Below are 16594 nucleotides of genomic sequence, written 5' to 3' on the forward strand. Positions count from 1 at the left end.
GGCCCTCGATGCGCATGGGTGGGAGTTGCGGCTAGCGTTCGAGGAGCGCCATCGGTCGCTGGACGAGTGAGCGCAGCGAGCCTTGATGGCGTGGAGAGGGCATCAACGATTGGGGCGGTCCTACGGTGCCGCTAGCGAAAGCCTCGGCGAGATCCGGGGCTTTCGTCGTGCTCTGGAGTCTTTTCGAGAGAACTGCGAAGACGACGACTGGCAACTCCGTGGAGTCATACGATCACTCTGGCTGCCAGGCCGACGGCATGGGCTCCCGTGAGAGGACGCAAGTGCCGTCTCGTACCCGCGCCAAACTCGCTGCCGTAGCGTCAGGTGCCGTTGCTGTTGTCGTCGCGTTGTTGCCTGTCAGCTTTACCAGCGACGTGGATGGTGCAACGTACTCATGTGGGGCAGCAGTATCCGCAGCGTTCCACAAGTGGCCAGGATGTCAGGGCGCGGCTCCTCCCTACCTGATCTGCGCGGTCGTGATCGCCGCTGCTGGAGCGATGCTAGCCATTGGCCTTGCAAGCAAGAGCGAGTGATGTCACGGCGCGCAACTCGATGGGCCAGACCCGCGCGGGGCGGATTATCGCCGTTGACCTGCCGGAAGAGACATCAAGATCATTACGTCACCATTACGTGACCACTGGCAAACAGCTGCTTTCGACGGCATCCGCCTGCGCACACGCGAAGACCCCGTCCTCAGCTGAAGCGCTGATGGCGGGGTCTTTAGGCACCTCATTCAAGGTGCCCCCGGCAGGATTCGAACCTGCGCACACGGCTCCGGAGGCCGTTGCTCTATCCCCTGAGCTACGGGGGCGTGTCCTGCGCGTTGCGCGGTGACGGGTAGAACACTACCAGCTCGTTCGGGGTGATCAGGAACGGGTTTTGGGGGCCGTCGCGGACGAGGTCGCCGTCGTGGAAGTGGGGAAAAGCCGGACGCGGTGGCCGGTCTCGACCTACCCTCGACTTGTGCCAGGCGTGTCCGGCCGGGTGCTTGTTGTCGACGACAACAAGGTCATCCGGCAGCTGATCAGGGTCAACCTCGAACTGGAGGGTTTCGAGGTCGTGACCGCGGCTGACGGTGCCGAGTGTCTGGATGTCGTGCATCAGGTGCGCCCCGACGTCGTCACCCTCGACGTCGCCATGCCTCGCCTCGACGGCCTGCGTACCGCCGCCCATCTGCGCGCCGACCCCCGTACCCGCGACCTGCCCCTCGCCATCATCAGCGCCTGTTCGCAGTACGAGGTCGAGGCCGGGCTCGAGGTCGGGGTCGACGCCTTCCTTGCCAAGCCCTTCGATCCCGCCGAACTCATCAGCCTCGTACAGCAGTTGGCCGAGCGGGGGAGAGACGGCGCCACTCTGGAGAGCGCCCTCGGTCCCTCTTCCATTACCTCTCTCGGGCCTTCGGTCGGTCCTCTGGGGCCCCCTTCCATCGGCTCACTCGGCACACCCGGCGAAGCCGAGCGCGCCGGCCGAGCCGCCGGCGCCTGAACCGGGCACCGTTCCGTCGGCTCCCTCTACGGTCTACGACTGGGCCCGAGCCCACATCCGAGCCCGAACCTGTAGCCCGAGCCCGAGCCTGTATACGAGCCCGAGGCCACGCCCGCGTCGGAGCCCGCGTCCGTCTCTGCCCCCGTATCCCAGCCCCGCCCCCGCGTTCATGTCCGGGCCCGCGCCCCGGCCCCCGCCCGTCTCCGAAACCCAGCCTCCCCCCACCCCTCCTCGCCACCCCCACTCCCCGCCCGTCCACATTCCGGACCCCCCCAAACCCAGTCGCATACCCACCCCCCTCCTCCCATACGCTTGTCCCGTGACCCCCGTCGAGCTCTCCCGTACCGTGCTGTGCGCGGTACGCCATGCTGTCGACGCCGGTGAACTGAGTGTCGCCGTCCCCGCACGTGCCGTCGTCTCCGTGCCCGGGGCCGGCGGTACCGGGGACTACGCCACCAACATCGCCCTTCAGCTGGCCCGCCCCGCCGGCCGCACCCCCCGTTACGTCGCCGAAGTGCTGCGCGAGCGGATCAGCGGTGCCCCCGGTGTCCGTGACGTCGAGATCACCGGGCCGGGATTCCTCAATATCAGCCTCGACAGCGCCGCCCCTGCCGCCCTCGTACGCGAGATCCGCACCCAAGGGCTGCGGTACGGGCACAGCGACGCCCTCGCCGGGCAGGTGCTGGAGCTGCGGCTGCCCGGTAGGAGCGAGCCCCGCGCCGACGCCGTCGCCGAGGCCGTCACGCGGATCGTCGCCACCCAAGGGGGTCGGGTCCGGGTGCGTGTCCAGCGCGGCGGCGGTGAACCGCAAGGCACTGTCGACATCCTCATCCCCGATGTCCCCGATGTCCCCGATGTCCTCGATCTGCGCACCCTGCCCCCTGCCCCAGCCGACCCCACCCCCCTCGGCCCCGACGCCGCCCGCTGGGCCCTTCTCCACCCCGCCCCGCACGACCGGCCCCGGCTCGGGCCCGAGCATCTGGTCCAGCGGGAGAGCAACCCCCTCTTCCGGGTGCGTTACGCCTACGCCCGCACCCGCGCGCTCGGCCGTAACGCCGTCGACCTCGGCCTCACCGCCCACCCCGGCGATCTCGCCGACGTAACCGCGGCCCACCCCCTCCTCGCCACCCTCGCCGACCACCCCCGCCTTCTCCTCGGCGCCGCCACCCACCGCGCCCCGGACCGGCTTGCCCGGCATCTCGTCACCGTCGCCGATGCCACGCTCGCCTTCGTGCCCACCGTGCTGCCCATCGGGGACGAGAAACCCTCGGCCGCCCATCGGGCCCGGCTCGCGCTCGCCGAAGCCGCCGGGACGGTGCTGGCCGGCGGCCTGTCCCTGCTCGGCATCGACGCACCCGAATATCTTTGACATGTCGCTCGCCATATCTCGCCATGTCTCGCTGTATCTCGCCCCATCTCTTCTCCTCTCCCCTCCGTTCCTCTCTCCGTACCTCTGACATGTCTTGACACCTCTGAGGAAGCCGCACAGCCATGAGCCGTTCCGCACACCCCGCCGGGCCCCGTCACGCCGATGTACTGCCCGAGGGGCACCCCTCCGCGCCGCCCGCCGACCTCAACGCCCTCGACCGGAAGGTCTGGGCGTCCACCGTCACCCGTACCCCCGACGGGGTCGTCACTGTGGGTGGGGTCGAGGTCACTACGCTCGCCGAGGAGTTCGGGACTCCCGCCTATCTCCTCGACGAGACCGACTTCCGTGAGCGTGCCCGCGCCTGGCGTACCGCCTTCGGGCCCGACGCCGACGTCTTCTACGCCGGGAAGGCGTTCCTGTCGCGGGCTGTCGTGCGGTGGCTGCACGACGAGGGGCTCAACCTCGACGTCTGCTCGGGGGGTGAACTCACCACCGCGCTCTCCGCCGGTATGCCCGCCGACCGCATCGCCTTCCACGGCAACAACAAGTCCGTCGAGGAGATCGAGGCCGCCGTCCGTGCCGGTGTCGGGCGGATCGTGCTCGACTCCTTCCAGGAGATCGTCCGTGTCGCCCACATCGCCGGCTCCCTCGGTAAGCGGCAGCGCGTGCAGATCCGTATCACCGTCGGTGTCGAAGCCCATACACATGAATTCATCGCCACCGCCCATGAAGACCAGAAGTTCGGGATTCCGCTCGCCGGTGGGCAGGCCGCCGAGGCCGTGCGGCGGGCGCTTCAGCTCGACGGGCTCGACGTCGTCGGGATTCACTCGCACATCGGGTCCCAGATCTTCGACATGTCGGGCTTCGAAGTCGCCGCACATCGTGTCGTCGGGCTGCTCAAGGACATTCGGGACGAGCACGGTGTCGAACTGCCCGAGATCGACCTCGGGGGCGGGCTCGGCATCGCCTACACCAGCGACGACGATCCCCGCGAGCCGCACGAGATCGCCAAGGCGCTGAACGAGATCGTCAGTCGGGAGTGTGAGCGGGCCCAGCTCTCCACTCCTCGGATCTCCGTCGAGCCCGGGCGGGCCATCGTCGGGCCCACCGCCTTCACGCTCTACGAGGTCGGCACCATCAAGCCCCTCGAAAACCTTCGCACGTACGTCTCTGTCGACGGCGGGATGTCCGACAACATCCGGACCGCTCTCTACGACGCCGAATACAGCGTCGCTCTCGTCTCCCGCACCTCCGAGGCCGCGCCCATGCTCGTGCGCGTGGTCGGCAAGCACTGCGAGAGCGGGGACATCGTCGTCAAGGACGCCTTCCTGCCCGCCGACCTGGCACCCGGTGACCTGATCGCGGTGCCGGCGACCGGTGCGTACTGCCGGTCCATGGCCAGCAATTACAACCATGCACTCCGGCCGCCCGTCGTCGCCGTGCGCGACGGGGAGGCCCGTGTGATCGTTCGGCGGGAGACCGAGGAGGATCTTCTCCGTCTCGACGTGGGATGAGACGTGGGATGAGATGAGAGCGCAGAAACCCGCTGTACGCCTCGCGGCGGAAGATCTCCTGTCTTCCGCCGCTCGGAAAACGAAATAAACATCTCACGATCCGGACGATTGGTAGAAACTTCGGTCCGGTGAGTGAGACTTGTCGAACCGTAGACGGTATGAGGAAACGAGGTCGGATGATGCGTAAGCGTCCGCTGAAGGTGGCGCTGCTGGGCTGTGGGGTTGTCGGCTCAGAGGTGGCGCGCATCATGACGACGCACGCCGACGATCTCGCCGCCCGCATCGGCGCCCCCGTCGAGCTTGCCGGTGTCGCCGTTCGGCGGCCCTCCAAGGTGCGTGACGGCATCGACCCCGCCCTCGTCACCACCGACGCCACCGGCCTCGTCAAACGTGGTGACATCGATGTGGTGGTCGAGGTGATCGGTGGGATCGAGCCCGCCCGGTCCCTCATCACCACCGCCTTCGAGTACGGCGCCTCCGTCGTCTCCGCCAACAAGGCACTCCTCGCCCAGGACGGCGCCGCCCTGCACGCCGCCGCCGAGGACCACGACGCCGACCTTTATTACGAGGCCGCCGTCGCCGGTGCGATTCCTCTTATCCGGCCGCTGCGTGAGTCCCTCGCCGGGGACAAGGTCAATCGGGTGCTCGGCATCGTCAACGGCACCACCAACTTCATCCTCGACAAGATGGACAGCACGGGCGCCGGGTATCAGGAGGCCCTCGACGAGGCCACCGCCCTGGGGTACGCCGAAGCCGACCCGACCGCCGACGTCGAGGGGTTCGACGCCGCCGCCAAGGCCGCCATCCTCGCCGGGATCGCCTTCCACACGCGCGTGCGGCTGGACGACGTATACCGCGAGGGCATGACCGAGGTCACCGCGTCCGACTTCGCCTCCGCCAGGAACATGGGCTGCACCATCAAGCTGCTCGCCATCTGCGAGCGGGCCGCGGACGGGCAGTCCGTCACCGCGCGGGTGCATCCGGCCATGATTCCGCTGACGCACCCGCTCGCCTCCGTGCGCGGCGCCTACAACGCCGTGTTCGTCGAGTCGGACGCCAGTGGTCAGCTGATGTTCTACGGGCCCGGGGCCGGCGGTGCGCCGACCGCCTCCGCCGTGCTCGGCGATCTCGTCGCCGTGTGCCGCAACCGGCTCAACGGATCGACCGGGCCGGGGGAGTCGGCGTACGCCGCGCTGCCCGTGTCCGGCATGGGTGACGTCGTCACGCGCTATCACATCAGCCTCGACGTCGCCGACAAACCGGGTGTTCTCGCCCAGGTGGCCACCGTGTTCGCCGAGCACGGTGTTTCGATCGATACGGTTCGCCAGACGGGCAAGGACGGCGAGGCCTCCCTTGTCGTCGTCACCCATCGTGCGTCCGACGCCGCCCTGGGCGGAACCGTCGAGGCGTTGCGCAAGCTCGACACCGTGCGGGGTGTCGCCAGCATCATGCGGGTTGAAGGAGAGTAACCAGCAATGACCCACCAATGGCGCGGAATCATCGAGGAGTACCGGGACCGGCTGCCCGTCTCCGACAGCACGCCGGTCGTGACGCTCCGCGAGGGCGGCACGCCCCTCGTCCCCGCGCAGGTGCTCTCCGAGCGCACGGGCTGCGAGGTCCACCTCAAGGTGGAGGGTGCCAACCCCACCGGGTCCTTCAAGGACCGCGGCATGACCATGGCCATCACGCGCGCGAAGGAGGAGGGGGCCAAGGCCGTCATCTGTGCCTCTACGGGCAATACGTCTGCCTCCGCCGCCGCCTATGCCGTGCGCGCGGGCATGGTCTCGGCCGTCCTCGTGCCGCAGGGCAAGATCGCCCTCGGCAAGATGGGCCAGGCGCTCGTGCACGGCGCCAAGATCCTCCAGGTCGACGGCAACTTCGACGACTGCCTCACCCTCGCCCGGTCGCTCAGCGACAACTACCCGGTGGCGCTGGTGAATTCGGTCAACCCGGTGCGCATCGAGGGGCAGAAGACGGCCGCCTTCGAGATCGTCGACATGCTCGGCGACGCCCCCGACATCCACGTCCTGCCGGTCGGCAACGCGGGCAACATCACCGCGTACTGGAAGGGCTACACCGAGTACGCCGCCGACGGCATCGCCCGGCGCACCCCGCGCATGTGGGGGTTCCAGGCGGCCGGCAGTGCCCCGATCGTGCGCGGCGAGGTCGTCAAGGACCCCTCGACGCTCGCCACCGCGATCCGCATCGGCAACCCGGCGTCCTGGAAGCAGGCGCTGGCCGCGCGCGACGAGTCCGGCGGCCTCATCGACGAGGTGACGGACCGTGAGATCCTGCGCGCCTACCGGCTGTTGGCCGCGCAGGAGGGCGTTTTCGTCGAGCCCGCGTCCGCCGCGTCCGTCGCCGGTCTGCTGAAGCTGGCCGAGCAGGGCAAGGTCGACCCGGGCCAGACGATCGTCTGCACGGTCACCGGCAACGGCCTGAAGGACCCGGGCTGGGCCACCGAGGGCGCACCGAAGCCGGTCGTCGTGCCGGTGGACGCCGCGACGGCCGCGGAGCGACTCGGACTCGCGTAGACCGGGTACTGACCATCCGAACCTGGGTACTCCCTACGTAGTCCCTACGGCGGGTGCACAGGGGGCTTACGACACGCATCGTGCGCCTCCTGTGCGCCCTATGTCGCCACAGAACCTTCCTTCGATAAGCTGGGGTGAACCCGCCCGCCGCATATGCCCCGGCATATGGCACGGCGCCGCGACGTCTCAGCGGCCCTGAGGGTCTCCGCGTAGGTCCTCAGCCGTTTTCAGCAGCAGTTTTCCAGTGTCGTATCGAGTGTCTTCGACGAACTCGCAGCTCAAGGAGAGTCATCGAGCGATGGCCGGTCCAGCGTTCCGAGCCGCCGCCGTCCGGGTGCGCGTCCCCGCCACCAGCGCCAATCTCGGTCCGGGCTTCGACGCCCTGGGCCTGTCGCTGGGGTTGTACGACGACGTGGTCGTCCGGGTGGCCGACTCCGGGCTGCACATCGACATCGCCGGCGAGGGCAGCGAGACCCTCCCGCGCGACGAGAACCACCTGCTCGTACGGTCCCTGCGCACCGCCTTCGACCTGCTCGGCGGACAGCCGCGCGGGCTGGAGATCGTGTGCGCCAACCGCATTCCGCACGGACGGGGACTGGGGTCCTCCTCGGCCGCCATCTGCGCCGGGATCGTCGCCGCGCGGGCCGTCACGATAGGTGGCGACAGCCGGCTCGACGACGAGGCGCTGCTCGAACTCGCCACGGAGATCGAGGGCCACCCGGACAACGTCGCGGCCTGTCTGCTCGGCGGGTTCACGCTCTCCTGGATGGAGTCCGGAGCCGCCCGGGCGATCAGGATGGAGCCCGCCCGTTCCATCGTTCCGGTGGTTTTCGTGCCCGGCAAGCCGGTACTGACCGAGACGGCGCGCGGGCTGCTGCCGCGCACCGTCCCGCACGTCGACGCCGCCACCAACGCGGGCCGTGCCGCACTGCTCGTGGAGGCGCTGACCAGGCGCCCCGAGCTGCTCCTCCCGGCCACCGAGGACCGGCTGCACCAGGAGTACCGCGCCCCCGCCATGCCGGAGAGCGCGGCACTGGTGGAGCGGTTGCGGGCCGACGGCATCCCCGCGGTGATCTCCGGCGCCGGGCCCACGGTCCTGGCGCTGGCCGACGAGGCCACGGCCGACAAGGTCTCCCGGCTCGCGGGCGAGGGCTGGGCCGCCAACCGGCTCGGTCTCGACGCCCGGGGGGCCAGCGTGCTGCCGCTCGCGGCGCCCGGGGAGAGCTGAACCGACGCCGTGACCTCCGACGCTATGAGATTCAACTACATACGGTTGCCGGATTTGGAGAGGGGGAATGTTTGTTGGATCCGGTAGTGTTAACCTCAAGTCTGCACCCGACCCCACCATGGCGAGGTGCTTTGTGTCCCCGTCCGGGACAGACATTCTTCCGGGAGCCTCCCAAGCCACTCTGTGTTTCATGCGGCGTTCCATTCGTCGTATGCAGGCGCTGAGCGGCATTCAGGGCACGCTCCGGAACCGGTGTGACCAAGCCGCCTGACACGGACACTCAGTGTCATGGCTTTGGGAAACGCCATCACCAGAAACCTCTTCCGCCGCTTCGGCGGACCACCGCCCCGGCACGGTCCACTCATGAAGGACCGAAGCCGGACAGCACAACCGGTCGCCGTGCCAGACAGGCCGACGTCCGCTCCAGGGAAGGACCCTTCGTGAGCGACACCACCGATCTGATGGGCGCACGTGTCGAGGAGACCGCTGCCGCGCCCTCCACGGACGCCTCCGCGCCTGCCACGGGTGCCGGCTCCCGGCGGCGCCGCGGTACCGGCCTCGACGGCATGGTGCTGGCCGAGCTGCAGCAGGTCGCATCCGGCCTCGGCATCAAGGGCACTGCGCGGATGCGCAAGAGCCAGCTGATCGAGGTCATCAAGGAGGCGCAGGCCGGAGGCGGGACCTCCAAGGCCGCCTCCCCCGCCGCCGGGGACGCGGCCGAGGCCAAGCCGAAGCGCCGCGCCACCTCCAAGGCCCGTACGGGCGAGGACGCCGCGCCCGTGGCCGCCGTAGAGAAGAAGGCGGCCGTACAGGTCGAGGCGCCCGCCGAGAAGGCCGTGGCCCAGCAGCAGATCGAGATCCCCGGTCAGCCCGCCAGCGAGGATGCCCCCGCCGGGCGCGGTCGGCGTCGTGCCACCGCCGAGGCGGGCAGCCCCGAGACGGTTGTCGCCGAGGTGAAGAGCGAGCCCAAGGCCGAGACGCCCGCCCCGCAGGCGCAGACCGACGCCGGTGACGGCGACGGCCGTCAGGGCCGCCGCGACCGCCGGGACCGCGGTGACCGCGGCCGGGACCGCGACCGCCGCGGCAACAAGGGCGACGAGCAGCAGGGCGGCGCCCCGCAGCGCGGTACGCAGCAGGGCCAGGGGCAGAGCCAGGGCCAGCAGGGCGGCGGCCGACAGGACCGCCAGGACCGGCAGGACCGTCCCGACCGGCAGGATCGCCAGGACCGGCAGGACCGCCAGCAGCGGGACACCGGACCGCGCGACCTCGGCCCCCGTGACAACGGCCCCCAGGACGACGACGACTTCGACGGCGGACGCCGTGGCCGCCGAGGCCGTTACCGGGACCGCCGGGGCCGGCGCGGGCGCGAGGAGTTCGGCCCGAACGAGCCGCAGGTCGCCGACGACGACGTCCTGATCCCCGTCGCGGGCATCCTCGACATCCTCGACAACTACGCCTTCATCCGGACCTCCGGCTACCTGCCGGGCCCGAACGACGTGTACGTCTCCCTCGCCCAGGTCCGCAAGAACGGCCTGCGCAAGGGCGACCACGTCACCGGCGCGGTCCGGCAGCCCAAGGAAGGCGAGCGCCGCGAGAAGTTCAACGCGCTCGTCCGCCTCGACTCCGTCAACGGCATGGCGCCCGAACACGGCCGTGGCCGCCCGGAGTTCAACAAGCTGACGCCGCTCTACCCGCAGGACCGCCTCCGTCTGGAGACGGACCCGGGCATCCTCACCACCCGCATCATCGACCTCGTCGCGCCGATCGGTAAGGGCCAGCGCGGTCTGATCGTGGCCCCGCCGAAGACCGGCAAGACCATGATCATGCAGGCCATCGCCAACGCGATTACGCACAACAACCCCGAGTGCCACCTGATGGTCGTCCTGGTCGACGAGCGTCCGGAAGAGGTCACCGACATGCAGCGGTCGGTGAAGGGCGAGGTCATCTCCTCGACCTTCGACCGCCCGGCCGAGGACCACACCACGGTCGCCGAGCTGGCCATCGAGCGCGCCAAGCGCCTGGTGGAGCTGGGTCACGACGTCGTCGTACTGCTCGACTCGATCACGCGTCTGGGCCGTGCGTACAACCTCGCCGCCCCGGCCTCCGGCCGCATCCTGTCCGGTGGTGTCGACTCGACCGCGCTGTACCCGCCGAAGCGCTTCTTCGGTGCGGCCCGCAACATCGAGGACGGCGGCTCGCTGACCATCCTCGCCACCGCGCTGGTGGACACCGGGTCCCGCATGGACGAGGTCATCTTCGAGGAGTTCAAGGGCACCGGCAACGCCGAGCTGAAGCTGGACCGGAAGCTCGCCGACAAGCGCATCTTCCCGGCGGTGGACGTCGACGCGTCCGGTACCCGTAAGGAAGAGATCCTGCTCGCCCCCGACGAACTCGGGGTCGTCTGGAAGCTGCGCCGGGTGCTGCACGCGCTCGACCAGCAGCAGGCGGTCGAGCTGCTCCTCGACAAGATGAAGCAGACGAAGTCGAACGCCGAGTTCCTGATGCAGATCCAGAAGACGACGCCGGGCGGCAACGGCAACAGCAACGACTGACGTCCGGACGAACGGAATGCCTGACGTCCGGTAAACGGTCGGCAAGCAACGCACAAAGGGTCACTTCCTGTTCCAGGGGTGGCCCTTTGTGCCGTTTGGGACAGGTGTACGATCGCGCTCTTCGGGCCGGTTCTCGTGGTGTGCCCGAACTGACGATCCCTAGGGGGGACTTGAGTGGGTATATCCCTGTCCGGTGAGCGCCGCCACAGACGTCGTGCGCGGATCGCCGTTCCCTTGGTGGCCGCCGGCCTCGCCGCCGCGGTCACCGGTGCGCTGATGATGTCGTCCGCGAGCGCTGCCACGGCCCTGCCGCAGCCCACCGCGGACCTGAGCCACAGCGCGGTGGCCGGCTCCGCCGACCTCAAGGAGCGCTTCGCGGGTGCCGTCGCCGGGGACGACACCCCGGGCGCCACCACGAAGAAGTCCGCGCTCACCGCCGGCACCGTCGCCGGCACCAAGGACGCGAAGATCATCGGTGGCGCGACGACCACCATCTCGGCGGCGCCGTACATGGCGCAGCTCTGGTACTACGACGACAAGGGCACCGCCGCGACCGGCGACGACATCGGGTTCTTCTGCGGCGGCGCCGTCATCGCGCCGACGAAGATCCTCACCGCCGCGCACTGCGTCAAGGGCTACAACTGGCAGGCCAACGGCGGTGTCATCACCGGCACCGCGTCGCTGCCGGACGCCGACGGCAACACCGACGGGTCCGAGGCCGGTGTCTGGCGCCAGTGGAACAACCCGTCGTACAACTCGACGACGTTCGACAACGACATCGCCGTCCTGACCCTCGACCGGCCCGTCAAGGCCGCGCCGATCCGGATGACGACGGCCGGTGACACCGTCTCCTACAAGGCGCTCACCAACGCCAAGGTCTACGGCTGGGGCCGCACCAGCTCCACCTCCCAGGACATCTCCCCGACGCTGAAGGCGGCCACGCTGCCGATCCAGTCGGACGCCACCTGCAAGGGCGCGTACGGCACGGACTTCGTCGCGGGGCACATGGTCTGCGCGGGCACGCCCGCCACCGGCAGCGACACCGGCACCACCACCGCCTGCAACGGCGACTCCGGCGGCCCGCTGGTCGTGGCCGGCAAGGTCGTGGGCGTCGTGTCGTGGGGTGTGACGGACTGCGTCGAGAAGGGCGCCTACAGCGTCTTCTCGAAGGTCACCTCGTACGTCGGCGCCGTGTACCCGCGCGTCGAGGACGCCAACCTCAGCGGCGACCATCTGGCGGACCTGTGGCTGCGCCGCGCGTCCACCAAGGTCGGCTACGAGAAGGACTCCAAGGGCACGAGCTTCGGCCCGAGCGTGGTCTGGGGCAACTGGGACGGCGTCAACGTCGTCCTGCAGACCGACCTGAACCGGGACGACTACCAGGACCTGGTGATCCGCGACAGCGCCTCGGGCGCCGTCTACTGGATGCACTACGTGCCCACGACCGACGGCAGTGCGGGCACCTGGGAGACCAAGCAGATCTTCGCCAACTGGAAGAGCCGCACCCGGATCATCACCCCGGGCGACGTCACCGGCGACTACAAGCCCGACGTCCTCTCGGTCGACTCCGCGGGCGTCCTGTGGATCTACCCGGGCAACGGCAACGGCACCTTCGGGGCGCCGTCCAAGGTCTCCAGCGGCTGGAACCAGTACAGCACCATCGTCGGCCACGGCGACTTCACCGGCGACGGCAAGGCCGACCTGCTGGCCCGCACCAAGACCGGCGGCGTCGGCTACCTCCTCAAGGGCAACGGCAAGACCGGCTCCCAGGCCTTCGTGCCCCGGGTCAAGGTCCGCAGCTGGAGCGGCTTCAACACCCTGGTCACCCCCGGTGACGTCACCGGCGACGGAAAGGCCGACTTCCTGGCCCGTACGCCCGCCGGAGTGATGTACCTCTACCCAGGCACCGGCAAGGGCACGAGCGAGATCTTCGGCACACCGAAGTCCGTAGGTTCCGACTACAAGCAGTGGGACATCATCACCTAACCCGCAGGTGAGAGGGGTTCTCCGGGATCTTCCGACCGAGAGCCCCACCCGCTCCGTCACACACTGTGCCCTTCGCACCACGCGAAGGGCACAGTTCGTTGTGCAACCCTTTTTCCGTAATGACCGTCTGACTGACCGGGTACGACGGAACCAGGACTGGCCCTGAAAGCAGGGGGTAACCGACCGGGACGACACCGACCGAGGGAAACAGATGTCCGCCGAGAGCAATCCGCCTGTCCGCGCGAAGGGCAGCCGCCGCAAGCCCCGCGGCAAGCACTCCAGGGCGTTCCTCGTCACGGCCTGGATCGCCGCGGCCATCGTCGTGCTCGGCGGCACCGGACTCGGATACGTGTACTTCAAGCTCAACGGCAACATCAAGAGCGTCGACATCAACCAGGTCCTGGGCACCGACCGCCCGACCAACGTCGACAACGGCTCCGAGGACATCCTGGTCCTGGGCTCGGACACCCGCTCCGGCGCCAACAAGAAGCTCGGCGGCGGTACGGACGACGGCAGCGCCCGCTCCGACACCGCGATGATCGTCCACGTGTACGAGGGCCACAAGAAGGCCAGTGTCGTCTCCATACCCCGCGACACCCTGGTCGACCGGCCCGCCTGCACCGACAGCAAGGGCGTCACGCACGACGCGTCGACGGGCGTGATGTTCAACTCCGCGTACTCCACGGGGGGCGCCGCCTGCGCCGTGAAGACCGTCGAGTCGCTCACCGGCATCCGGATGGACCACTACATCGAGGTCGACTTCACCGGCTTCCAGAAGCTCGTGGACGAGCTGGGCGGCGTGGAGATCACCACGACGAAGAACATCAAGGACTCCGACAGCCACCTGAACCTCAAGGCCGGCACCCACAAGCTGAACGGCAAGCAGGCCCTGGGCCTGGTCCGCACCCGCCACGGCGTCGGCGACGGCTCCGACCTGGGCCGCATCCAGCTCCAGCAGGCGTTCATCAAGGCCCTGGTCGACCAGATCAAGGACGTAGGAGTCCTGACGAACCCGAAAAAACTCTTCGACCTGGCGGACACGGCCACTAAGGCGGTCACCACCGACTCCGACCTGGGCTCGGTCGGCTCCCTGACCTCCTTCGCGACAGGCCTGAAGAACCTCAGCTCCACCCACATGACCATGATCACCATGCCGGTGGAGTACGACCCGGCGAACCCCAACAGGGTCATAGTCGACGACACCAAGGCCCAACTGGTCTGGAACGCCCTGAAGGCCGACAAGCCCATCCCGGCAGCAGCGACAAAGGGCACGGCGAAGGGCGACGCGGCGGGTGTCGTGAGCTGAAAAACAGGAGGGCGCAGCCCTCCGTTTTTCAGGGGCGCGGGGAACTGCGCGACAAGCCACAATGCACCCGCACCCGCCCGCGAACACCACCCCACCACCCCCTCCCGCGCCCCCCGGGAATATCCAACCCCCACCCCCCGTTTTGGGGGATGCGCCCAGTCCTGGCAGACTGGTACGTCGGCCCCGGTTCACGCCACCGCACCCCGCGGCAGCGACCCGGCGCCCTCCCGAACCTAGGAGAACCCCTTGAAGCGCGAAGTCCACCCCGAGTACGTCGAGACCCAGGTCAGCTGCACCTGCGGCGCGTCGTTCACCACCCGCAGCACGATCACGAGCGGCAACATCCGCGCCGAGGTCTGCTCCGAGTGCCACCCGTTCTACACGGGCAAGCAGAAGATCCTCGACACCGGTGGCCGCGTGGCCCGCTTCGAGGCCCGCTTCGGCAAGGCCGCTGCCGGCTCCAAGAAGTAGCGAGGCACCAGCGCCGGTCCACGGTCGCCCTGCGGGGCGTACCTGGACCGGCGTTTTTGGTCGCCCGCCTTCCCCCACGCACCACACGTTTTCAGGAGCCCCCATGTTCGAGGCCGTCGAGGATCTGCTCACCGAGCACGCCGACCTGGAGAAGCAGCTCGCCGACCCGTCGGTCCACGCCGACCAGGCCAACGCGCGCAAGCTCAACAAGCGCTACGCCGAGCTGACCCCGATCGTCGCGACGTACCGCTCCTGGAAGCAGACCGGGGACGACATCGGCACGGCGAAGGAGTTCGCCGTCGACGACCCCGACTTCGCCGCCGAGGTCAAGGAACTGGAGAAGCAGCGCGAGGAGCTGACGGAGAAGCTGCGCCTGCTGCTCGTTCCGCGTGACCCCAACGACGACAAGGACGTCATCCTGGAGGTCAAGGCGGGCGCCGGCGGCGACGAGTCCGCCCTGTTCGCCGGTGACCTCCTGCGGATGTATCTGCGGTACGCCGAGCGCGTCGGCTGGAAGACCGAGATCATCGACGCCACCGAGTCCGAGCTGGGCGGCTACAAGGACGTCCAGGTCGCTGTGAAGACCAAGGGCGGCAACGGCGCCACCGAGCCCGGCCAGGGCGTCTGGGCCCGCCTGAAGTACGAGGGCGGCGTGCACCGCGTACAGCGCGTGCCCGCGACCGAGTCGCAGGGCCGGATCCACACCTCCGCCGCCGGTGTCCTCGTGACCCCGGAAGCGGAGGAGGTCGACGTCGAGATCAACCCGAACGACCTCCGCATCGACGTGTACCGCTCCTCCGGGCCCGGCGGGCAGTCCGTCAACACCACCGACTCCGCCGTGCGCATCACGCACATTCCCACCGGAGTCGTCGCTTCCTGCCAGAACGAGAAGAGCCAGCTGCAGAACAAGGAGCAGGCGATGCGTATCCTGCGCTCCAGGCTCCTCGCGGCAGCCGTGGAGGAGGCGGAGAGGGAGGCCGCCGACGCCCGCCGCAGCCAGGTCCGCACCGTCGACCGCTCCGAGAAGATCCGTACGTACAACTTCCCGGAGAACCGACTCTCGGACCACCGTGTCGGCTTCAAGGCCTACAACCTCGACCAGGTCCTCGACGGCGACCTCGACGCCGTCATCCAGGCCTGTGTCGACGCGGACTCCGCGGCGAAGCTCGCGGCGGCGTAAACCCGTACGAGGACCGTGGACCATAGCCCCGTACGAGCAACAAGTACCGGAGGACCAGCGTGCAGCAGAACATTGGGGGACGGCCCCCGAGCCCCCGCAGCTTGCTGCTCGCCGAGGTGGCCCAGGCCACCCAGCGGCTGGCCGACGCCGGCGTGCCCTCGCCGCGCAACGACGCGGAGGAACTCGCCGCGTTCGTGCACGGCGTGAAGCGGGGCACGCTGCACACCGTCAAGGACATCGACTTCGACGCCCGCTACTGGGAGGTCATCGCGCGCCGCGAGGCACGTGAGCCGCTCCAGCACATCACCGGGCGGGCGTTCTTCCGGTACCTGGAACTCCAGGTCGGGCCAGGGGTGTTCGTGCCTCGCCCCGAGACCGAGTCGGTCGTCGGCTGGGCGATAGACGCCGTCCGCGCGATGGACGTCGTCGAGCCGCTGATCGTCGACCTGTGCACCGGCTCGGGCGCCATCGCGCTCGCCCTCGCGCAGGAGGTCCCGCGCTCCCGGGTGCACGCCGTGGAGCTGTCCGAGGACGCCCTGGCGTGGACCCGCAAGAACATGGAGGGGTCCAGGGTCGACCTGCGGCAGGGCAACGCCCTGGACGCCTTCCCGGACCTCGACGGCCAGGTCGACCTGGTTATCTCCAACCCGCCGTACATCCCGCTCACCGAGTGGGAGTACGTCGCCCCCGAGGCCCGGGACCACGATCCCGAACTCGCCCTGTTCTCCGGCGAGGACGGCCTCGACCTCATCCGGGGCCTGGAACGCACCGCCCACCGTCTGCTGCGTCCCGGCGGCGTCGTCGTCGTCGAGCACGCGGACACCCAGGGCGGCCAGGTGCCGTGGATCTTCACCGAGGAACGGGGCTGGGCCGACGCGGCCGACCACCCGGACCTCAACAACCGCCCGCGCTTCGCGACCGCCCGCAGGGCCATGCCGTGAACGTCACCCGCACTTCCTACCCCCAGCA

General features: G+C 69.2%; 12 protein-coding genes and 1 tRNA gene. 12 read left to right on the forward strand and 1 reads right to left on the reverse strand.

The window, feature by feature from the left end:
• Positions 1–739 precede the first annotated feature (739 nt).
• Positions 740–811 (reverse strand) — tRNA-Arg (locus CW359_RS16600).
• A gap of 152 nt (positions 812–963) precedes the next feature.
• Here CW359_RS16600 and CW359_RS16605 point away from each other — a divergent pair.
• From CW359_RS16605 to prmC, 12 genes are all read left to right on the forward strand, one after another.
• Complete coding sequence (locus CW359_RS16605; RefSeq protein ID WP_105970831.1) at positions 964–1485, forward strand: response regulator; 522 nt, start codon at positions 964–966, stop codon at positions 1483–1485.
• Between the two features lie 319 nt (positions 1486–1804).
• On the forward strand, positions 1805–2854 hold the full coding sequence (gene nrtL / locus CW359_RS16610; RefSeq protein ID WP_105970715.1) for an ArgS-related anticodon-binding protein NrtL: 1050 nt from the start codon (positions 1805–1807) through the stop codon (positions 2852–2854).
• Between the two features lie 122 nt (positions 2855–2976).
• Positions 2977–4368, forward strand: a complete 1392-nt coding sequence (gene lysA, locus CW359_RS16615; RefSeq protein ID WP_105970716.1) for a diaminopimelate decarboxylase — start codon at positions 2977–2979, stop codon at positions 4366–4368.
• A gap of 176 nt (positions 4369–4544) precedes the next feature.
• A complete protein-coding gene (locus tag CW359_RS16620) occupies positions 4545–5837 on the forward strand; it encodes a homoserine dehydrogenase (protein ID WP_198655248.1) in 1293 nt (430 codons plus the stop codon).
• Between the two features lie 6 nt (positions 5838–5843).
• A complete protein-coding gene (gene thrC / locus CW359_RS16625; RefSeq protein WP_105970717.1) occupies positions 5844–6902 on the forward strand; it encodes a threonine synthase in 1059 nt (352 codons plus the stop codon).
• Between the two features lie 298 nt (positions 6903–7200).
• A complete protein-coding gene (gene thrB / locus CW359_RS16630; protein ID WP_105970718.1) occupies positions 7201–8130 on the forward strand; it encodes a homoserine kinase in 930 nt (309 codons plus the stop codon).
• A gap of 440 nt (positions 8131–8570) precedes the next feature.
• The gene (rho, locus tag CW359_RS16635) at positions 8571–10682 is read left to right on the forward strand and encodes a transcription termination factor Rho (RefSeq protein WP_105970719.1); all 2112 of its coding nucleotides are present in this window, start codon (positions 8571–8573) and stop codon (positions 10680–10682) included.
• A 174-nt stretch (positions 10683–10856) separates the two neighbouring features.
• Positions 10857–12668 carry a trypsin-like serine protease gene (locus CW359_RS16640; protein ID WP_105970720.1) on the forward strand — a complete coding sequence of 604 codons (1812 nt, stop codon included), beginning with the start codon at positions 10857–10859 and terminating at the stop codon, positions 12666–12668.
• 211 nt (positions 12669–12879) lie between these two features.
• Positions 12880–13974, forward strand: coding sequence for an LCP family protein (locus tag CW359_RS16645; protein WP_105970721.1), 1095 nt, complete (start codon positions 12880–12882; stop codon positions 13972–13974).
• Between the two features lie 246 nt (positions 13975–14220).
• The gene (gene rpmE, locus CW359_RS16650; RefSeq protein WP_006381676.1) at positions 14221–14445 is read left to right on the forward strand and encodes a 50S ribosomal protein L31; all 225 of its coding nucleotides are present in this window, start codon (positions 14221–14223) and stop codon (positions 14443–14445) included.
• A gap of 103 nt (positions 14446–14548) precedes the next feature.
• Complete coding sequence (prfA, locus tag CW359_RS16655) at positions 14549–15625, forward strand: peptide chain release factor 1 (RefSeq protein WP_105970722.1); 1077 nt, start codon at positions 14549–14551, stop codon at positions 15623–15625.
• A gap of 101 nt (positions 15626–15726) precedes the next feature.
• Positions 15727–16566 (forward strand): peptide chain release factor N(5)-glutamine methyltransferase, encoded by an 840-nt coding sequence (prmC, locus tag CW359_RS16660; RefSeq protein WP_105970723.1) that lies wholly within the window; start codon positions 15727–15729, stop codon positions 16564–16566.
• Positions 16567–16594 lie beyond the last annotated feature (28 nt).

The organism is Streptomyces geranii (assembly GCF_002954775.1).
Lineage (GTDB): Bacteria > Actinomycetota > Actinomycetes > Streptomycetales > Streptomycetaceae > Streptomyces > Streptomyces geranii.

Coding starts and splice junctions, on each gene's coding strand:
- lysA (WP_105970716.1), top strand. CDS start 2,977: ATGAGCCGTTCCGCACACCCCGCCGGGCCCCGTCACGCCGATGTACTG.
- CW359_RS16620 (WP_198655248.1), top strand. CDS start 4,545: ATGATGCGTAAGCGTCCGCTGAAGGTGGCGCTGCTGGGCTGTGGGGTT.
- thrC (WP_105970717.1), top strand. CDS start 5,844: ATGACCCACCAATGGCGCGGAATCATCGAGGAGTACCGGGACCGGCTG.
- thrB (WP_105970718.1), top strand. CDS start 7,201: ATGGCCGGTCCAGCGTTCCGAGCCGCCGCCGTCCGGGTGCGCGTCCCC.
- CW359_RS16645 (WP_105970721.1), top strand. CDS start 12,880: ATGTCCGCCGAGAGCAATCCGCCTGTCCGCGCGAAGGGCAGCCGCCGC.
- prfA (WP_105970722.1), top strand. CDS start 14,549: ATGTTCGAGGCCGTCGAGGATCTGCTCACCGAGCACGCCGACCTGGAG.